At 68.1% G+C, this 6,758-nt stretch carries 4 protein-coding genes and 1 pseudogene; 3 read left to right on the forward strand and 2 right to left on the reverse strand.

Translation table 11 applies throughout. The annotated features are described in order from the left end of the window. Positions 1–513 (reverse strand): annotated as a pseudogene (locus tag AC1DYI_RS23130) (hypothetical protein); the annotation flags it as partial. A gap of 343 nt (positions 514–856) precedes the next feature. Here AC1DYI_RS23130 and AC1DYI_RS23135 point away from each other — a divergent pair. Further along, entirely contained in the window at positions 857–3,331 is a 2,475-nt protein-coding gene (locus tag AC1DYI_RS23135) for a TonB-dependent receptor (protein ID WP_477206479.1), read from the forward strand. Between the two features lie 7 nt (positions 3,332–3,338). Further along, on the forward strand, positions 3,339–5,045 hold the full coding sequence (locus AC1DYI_RS23140) for a phytase (protein WP_477206480.1): 1,707 nt from the start codon (positions 3,339–3,341) through the stop codon (positions 5,043–5,045). A gap of 29 nt (positions 5,046–5,074) precedes the next feature. On the opposite strand, the gene AC1DYI_RS23145 is transcribed toward AC1DYI_RS23140, so the two are convergent. Then, positions 5,075–6,400, reverse strand: coding sequence for a tetratricopeptide repeat protein (locus tag AC1DYI_RS23145; RefSeq protein ID WP_477206481.1), 1,326 nt, complete (start codon positions 6,398–6,400; stop codon positions 5,075–5,077). 127 nt (positions 6,401–6,527) lie between these two features. Between AC1DYI_RS23145 and AC1DYI_RS23150 the strand changes: the two genes are divergently transcribed. Beyond that, the coding region (locus AC1DYI_RS23150) for a DUF1565 domain-containing protein (RefSeq protein ID WP_477206482.1) at positions 6,528–6,758 on the forward strand (231 nt) is incomplete at its 3' end.

Here is a 6,758-nt window from a genome sequence, read left to right on the forward strand (position 1 = left end):
CAGGTAGCCCGCATCGGCCAGCTGCGTCACGCGGTCGAAGCCGCGGTGGTCGCGATAGAGCCGCTCGCGTTGGCGCAGATGCTCGCTCAGCAGCCGCTGCTCGGTGCGCCAGCCGACGAGGCCCAGCGTCAGCACCAGCATGCCGCCTAGCACCAGCCCCCCTTCGAGCGCGTTGTCCCACCACATCTCGTGCGGCAGGCGGTAGAACTCATCCAGACAGTCGGCCAAGTTGCCCAGCGCGATCATGCCCAGGCCGCCGGCCAGCATGGCCGTGACCCGCCCGCGTGGCCGTGAGCTGACCACCATCAGGCACCACACCATCGCCATCAAGGAGCTGCCGCCTTCGCCGGCAATATCGAGCAGGCTCCAGTCGGCTGTCGGCTTGGGCTCGCCGTAGGCGGAGTAGACGGCCATCATCGCGCTGGCCAGCAAGGCCAGCAGCAGACCGCCAGGCGGCGCCCAGCGTGCCCAGGCTGCAGCGACGCTGTTGCTCCACTGGAGCCAGGAGTTCATTGGCAGCAAGCGCATCAGTCGAATCGGTCGGTGAAGGCAGTCACGAAGAGGGGGCGCCGAGGCTAGCCTCAGATTGTGACCCGCAGGTGTCAGTTGTGACACCTGTTTTCGACCGTGGCGCCGGTGACGAAAGTCACCGACGGGGTTCAAACGGCTCATCGGCAACGCCCGGCACAACGCCGAACGCCCCGCTGCCCTCGACGGATGCCGGGTGCTGGCAGCTCAAAGACAGCCCGGCGGCGCCCCGAGCGGTGCCACCGGTCACGGGACTGTCATCGGCCGCTTCGACAGTCGCGGCCGTCGCCCGCCATCCGGCAGGCCTGCCCCACCGAAGTACCCACCGATGCGTACCCTCTATCCGGCCCCGTTTCCCGCCCGGTTCACCGCACTGGCAGCCGCCAGCGCCCTGCTCGCCGTGGCGCCCGGCCTGCGCGCCCAGACGTCCCCGGCGCAAACCGTGGTCGTCACCGGCCAGGCCATCAACCTGCGCAATGCGCTCGACGCACAGCAAGAGTCTGACCGCATCCTCAGCGTGGTGCGGGCCGACGGCATCGGCCAGCTGCCCGACAGCAATGCCGCCGAAGCCTTGCAACGCCTGCCGGGCGTATCGGTCGAAAACGACCAGGGCGAAGGCCGCTACGTGCGGGTGCGCGGCCTGGGGCCGGACCTGAACGGTGTGTCGATCAACGGTGCCCTCGTACCGGCCCCCGAGCACGGCCGCCGCGCGGTGGCGCTGGACGTGTTGCCGGCCGGGCTGATCCGCTCGCTCGAAGTGAGCAAGACGCTGACACCCGACCAGGACGCCAACTCGATCGGCGGCCACATCGAGGTCGTCACCTTGTCGGCCTTCGACCACCGCGGTCGCTTCCTGTCGGCCGACGCCGGCCTGGCCCATGACGGCAACACCAGCCTGACCAGCCCGCGCGGCAGCCTGATCTGGAGCGACCGCTTCTTCGACGGCAAGCTCGGCGTGGCCTTCGGCGCCAGCAGCGAGCAACGCCGCTTCGGCTCGGACAACGTCGAGACCGGCGGCGCCTGGGACGACGGCAAGCTGGAGGAGTTCGAGCGCCGCGACTACCGCATCACGCGCCAGCGCGACGCGCTGGCCCTGAACCTCGACTACCGGCCGGCCCACGGCGAGCGCTACTTCCTGCGCAGCTTCGCCAGCCGCTTTGCCGACACCGAGCACCGCGAGGCCCAGGTCATCGAGTTCGACGACGCACAGGCGCCTGGTGAGCTGGGCGATGCGGAGGTGGCGCGTGAGCTGAAGGCCCGCAAGGAGACCCAACACATCCTGTCGCTGCACATGGGCGGTGAACGCCGCTTCGGCGACTGGAAGATCAGCGCTGCGCTCGGCGCCAGCCAGGCCGGCGAAGATCTTCCGAGGCACGTGCCCGGTGCCGCGTTTGCCGGCAATGACRATTTCGCCGGCGTCGGCTACACCGGCACGCGACAACCGCGACTGGTCGGCCCTGCAAGCCTGTACGACGCCGCCAGCTACAGCCTCGACGAGATCGAGGTGGCCCAGGGTATGACGACCGACAACGAGCAGCATGGCCAGTTGGACCTGAGCCACCGCTGGAGCGCCGGCGACGTGGGCGGCGAGCTGAAGTTCGGCGCCAAGCTCAGCCGCCGCCACAAACGCAATGATGAGACCACCTGGGTCGTCGGCGGCGACGCCGTGGCCGACACCGCCATGACCAGCTACACGCAGGGCACAGTGGACTACGCGCTCGGCGCGTTCGGCCCGGGCTTGTCGTCGGGCAAGTTGCTGGCCGCGATCAACGGGCTGAACCTGGCTGACTTCATCGACGAGGAAGAGTCGCGCATCGCCGACTACAGCATCCGCGAAGACGTGGACGCAGCCTACGTGCAAGCCAGCTTCGACATCGGCGACTGGCGGCTGCTGGCCGGCGTGCGCCACGAAGGCACGCGCCTGCGCGCCGACGGCTCGAGCCTGATCGACGGTGAGTTCGGCGCCGTCCATGCCGAGCGCCACACCGATGCCTGGTTGCCCGGCCTGCACGCGCGCTACGACCTCGACAAGAACACCAGTGTGCGTGCCGCGTGGACCAACTCGGTCGTCCGGCCGACCTTCGAGCAGCTCGCGCCGGGCACGGTGATCGATGGCGATGAAGCCTCGTTCGGCAACCCGATGCTGGCGCCGATGCGGTCGTCGAACTTCGATCTCGGCATCGACCACCGGCTGGGCCGCGACGGTGCGGCCTCGGCCTACCTCTTCCACAAGCGCATCAAGGATTTCGTCTACCGCACCGACGTGGCCGGCACCGGCGACTGGGTCGACTTCGACGAGGCCGAGACTTTCGTCAACGGCCAACGCGCGCAGGTCAGCGGCATCGAGCTGTCGTGGGCACAGGCGCTGCGCGAACTGCCGGCGCCGTGGAACGGTCTGGTGGTCGGCGTCAATGCCAGCTTCACGCGCAGCAAGGCGCGCATCTCGCAGGGTGATGTGACCCGCGACATCCACCTGCCCAGCCAGTCCGACCGCAGCGTCAACCTGATGCTGGGCTACGAGACCGGCCCGTTCAGCGTGCGGCTCGCCGTCAACCACAAGTCGCCCTACCTGCTGGAGGTAGGTGACGTGACAGACGCGGCGCAAGACCAGTGGGTCGCGGCGCAAACCCAGCTCGACCTGTCAGCCCGCTGGCAGATCAACAAGGAGTGGCAGCTCAGCGCCCAGGTGCAGAACCTGAACAACACCGCCTACTACGTCTATGCCGGTTCACGCGACCAGAATGTGCAGTACGAGCAGTACGGCCGCACTTTCAAGCTGAGCCTGAAGTACACCGCGTTCTGAAACAGCGATGACCCTGCACCCATTGATCCGCGCGCTGGCGCTGGCCCTGCCCCTGGCCTGCGCCAACCCCGCCCTGCTCGCCGCCCCTGCGGCTGGCTTCAACCTCGACCACGATGGCCTGGTGCTCAACGACGCCCAAGGCCACTTGATGCAACGGCTGCCACTGCGCGCCAAGCTCATCGACACCCGCACGCTTGGCAGCGGCCCGAATGCCACGCTGATGGCCGCGGTGCTGGATGGCAACAGCAACCAGCCCGTGATCGTGAGCGCGCCCATGTCCGGTGCCGGCACGACACCGCTGCAGCCCTGGCCGCAGGCGCCGCAGACCACATTGCCGGTCGACACGCTGTGCCTGCATATCGACGCGCAAGGCCTGCCCACACTCTTTCTCGTGGCCGAAGACGGCCGCGCCGAGCAATGGCTGCTGCGCCCACAAGGCTCGCTGCTGCTGCGCCACCTGGCACTGCCCAGCCAGGCCACCAGCTGCGTGGCAGACGACGAGCGAGCGCTGCTGCTGGTGGCCGAACCGGCGCTGGGCGTGTGGGCCTATGACATCGGCGCCGAAGGCAGCACCGCCCGCCAACCGCTGGCGCTGCGCAAGCCTTGGGGAAGCCTCGACTTCGCGCCCCATCGGCTGCAGGTGCAAGGCGCACATCTGAAGGTCAGCGCCAAGGATGGCAAGAAGGCCGAGCAGGCGATCAAGCTGCCAGCAAGCGCACGGCCAGCGCCATTGCCGATCGTGCTGCCGCGCCAGCAGACCGAGCCGGTCGCGCGGCTGGGCGATGCGGCGGACGACCCGGCCATCTGGGTCCACCCCGAGCGCCCGGCCGACAGCCGCGTGCTCGCCACCAACAAGAAGCAGGGCCTGCTGGTCTACGACCTGCAGGGCCGTCAGCGCCAGCTGCTGGAAAGTGGTCGCCTGAACAACGTCGACCTGCGCCAGCGCATCCGCGCGGGCACCGGCTGGCGCGACCTGGCAGTCGCGACCCAGCGTGACGACAAAAGCGTCGTGCTGTTCGAGGTCGACCCGCAAGGCAGCGTCAGCGAAGTGGCCCGCTTGCCCTCGGGGCTGGACGACCTGTACGGCATCTGCGCCGGCCGCAACCGCGATGATGGGCTCGACGTGTTCGCCAACGACAAGGATGGCCGCTTCGTCCATCTGCGGCTGGTGGCCACCACCGGCACCGACGGGGCAACCGCGTGGCGAGCCGAGCGGATGCGCAGCTTCCGCCTCGCCAGCCAGCCCGAGGGCTGCGTGGTCGACGAGCCGAACGAGCGCCTGTTCGTCGGTGAGGAAGACCGCGGCATCTGGGCGCTGTCATCACGTGGCGACGTGGCGCCAAAACCAGAGCTGGTGCTGCCGGTCGGCCCGTTGCTGAAAGCCGACGTCGAAGGCCTCGCGCTGTACCGCGGCCGGCACACCACATGGCTGGTTGCATCGAGCCAGGGCAACGACAGCTATGTGGTGATCGATGCACAGCCCCCGTACACGCCACGCGGCGCGTTCCGCATCGGCGTGTCCGCCACGGCCGGCATCGACGGCACGTCAGAGACCGATGGGCTGGACGTGACCGCCGCCGCGATCGGACTTGACTACCCGCAAGGCCTGCTCGTCGTGCAAGACGGCCACAAGCGCCTGCCCGCCGGCCCGCAGAACTTCAAGTACGTGTCCTGGGCCGACGTGATGGAAGCGCTGAAGCTCGTCGACCGCTGAACGTGCCGCCGCCGCTGCGGGTGTCGAACCTAAGCGGCCGCAAACCCGCAGGCTCTCGAACTTCGGTACAGATCCTGGAAGCGCGCATCGCCGTACAGCGGCTCGAACAAGGGGCTGGTGCTGCCCACCAGGAACAACGGGTCGCGAACGGCAGCGCTTTGCTGCAACAGCGACAACGCRTCGTCATAGCGGCGCCGGGCCGCCATCACCTCTGCCAGCACGTAGGGTGACGGTGGTGGGCTGGCCTTGCGAGCGGCCTGCACGATGCGGCTCGCCTCCTCTTCCCTGCCGAGTGCGAACAGTGCGCAGGCCTCGCCCAATTGGCAATCCGCATGGCTGGGGCTGCGGCGCCTGGCGTCGCGGTAGAGCGCGATGGCGTCATCGTGCCGACCGCGGTACAACATCATGTCGGCGCGCGACAGCAGGGCCCAGAAGTTGTCGGGCGCGATGTCGAGCAGCGCGTCGTACTCTTTCTCGGCATCGGTCCAGCGGCGCTGGGCCATGCGCAACCAGGCCATGTGCAGGCGGAATGCAGGGTTCTGCGGATCGAGTTCGCGTGCTCGCTGCAGCTCAGTCTCCGCCGCGTCGTGCAGGCCGGCGAACATCAGTTGAAAGCCGAAGAGGTCTCTCACGCGCGCGTTGTCGGGAGCGAGGTCGACCGCCCGCTTCAGCTCGCGTTCGGCCCCGGCCCAGTCGTGCTCGAATCGATGCAGCACCAGGCCCTTCAGCGAGGCCGCTTCCGGCAGCAAGGGGTCAAGCTCGAGCGCACGGCTCAGGGCCTCAAGCGCATCGTCGACGTTCGGCGTCGATGGCTCGAGCCCACTCATGCCCAGGTTGACCCAGGCCCGCGCCGCGCCAAGGTATGCCGGCGCGTAGTCGCTGCATTCGCGCAGCGCCTCTTGGTAGCGCTCCAGTGCGTCGTGGAAGACGCCCTCGCGCAGGAAATGGTCGCCGCGTTCGACCAGATCGCGCGCCCGCCTGGAGCCTGACGAGCGCTGGACGGCATCGCGGCGCCGGATCGTCGGCACATAGCTGCCCACCGGCAGGCTGATCTCCCACGCGTCGGCCGCGCCCACGCCAGCGTAGTACTTGGCCAAGCGCTGGCGCAAACGTCGTGCCTCGACGCGCACGATGCTGTCTTGCGTCGGGTCGAACCGGTCTGCGGAGCGACCGAAGATCTCGATCGCCAGCACGCTCTCTTTCAAGCCCGCGGTCTGCCCGCTCTGCACGCCATCCACCAAGTGACGCAGAAAGCGTTGTTGCCGAGCCGAGCTCGCGAAGCATGCGCTGTCGAGCAGGCGCTGCAGCCCCGTCTCCAATTCTTCAGGCAAGGCCGAGCGGTGTGTCACCTGCATGTCACCTCCCCACTTGCCGGATTTGGAACGCGCGCTCGCAGAATCTGCCGCCACTTCAATCAATGCCAAATGAAGCGCAGGTGCAGAGTTTTTCTGCCGCAGCGTGTTTGGTGCGCAAGGAGCCCTCATGGTATCCCACAGGTTATTTTTCGCGCTGTCTTGCGCTCTGCTGTTGTGCAGCGGCGCCAACGCTGAAACAGACGCCACAGCGGGCACCCCGCCAACGACCTACAACTATTACGTTTCGCCAAACGGTTCCGACTCGGCGCCGGGCAGCAAAGACCAACCCTTCAAGACACTGAAGCGCGCCGCCACGGCGGCCACCCAGCCGAGCACCACTGTCTGGGTCGCTCCGGGC

It is taken from the genome of Ideonella sp. P3_A4, assembly GCF_056403075.1.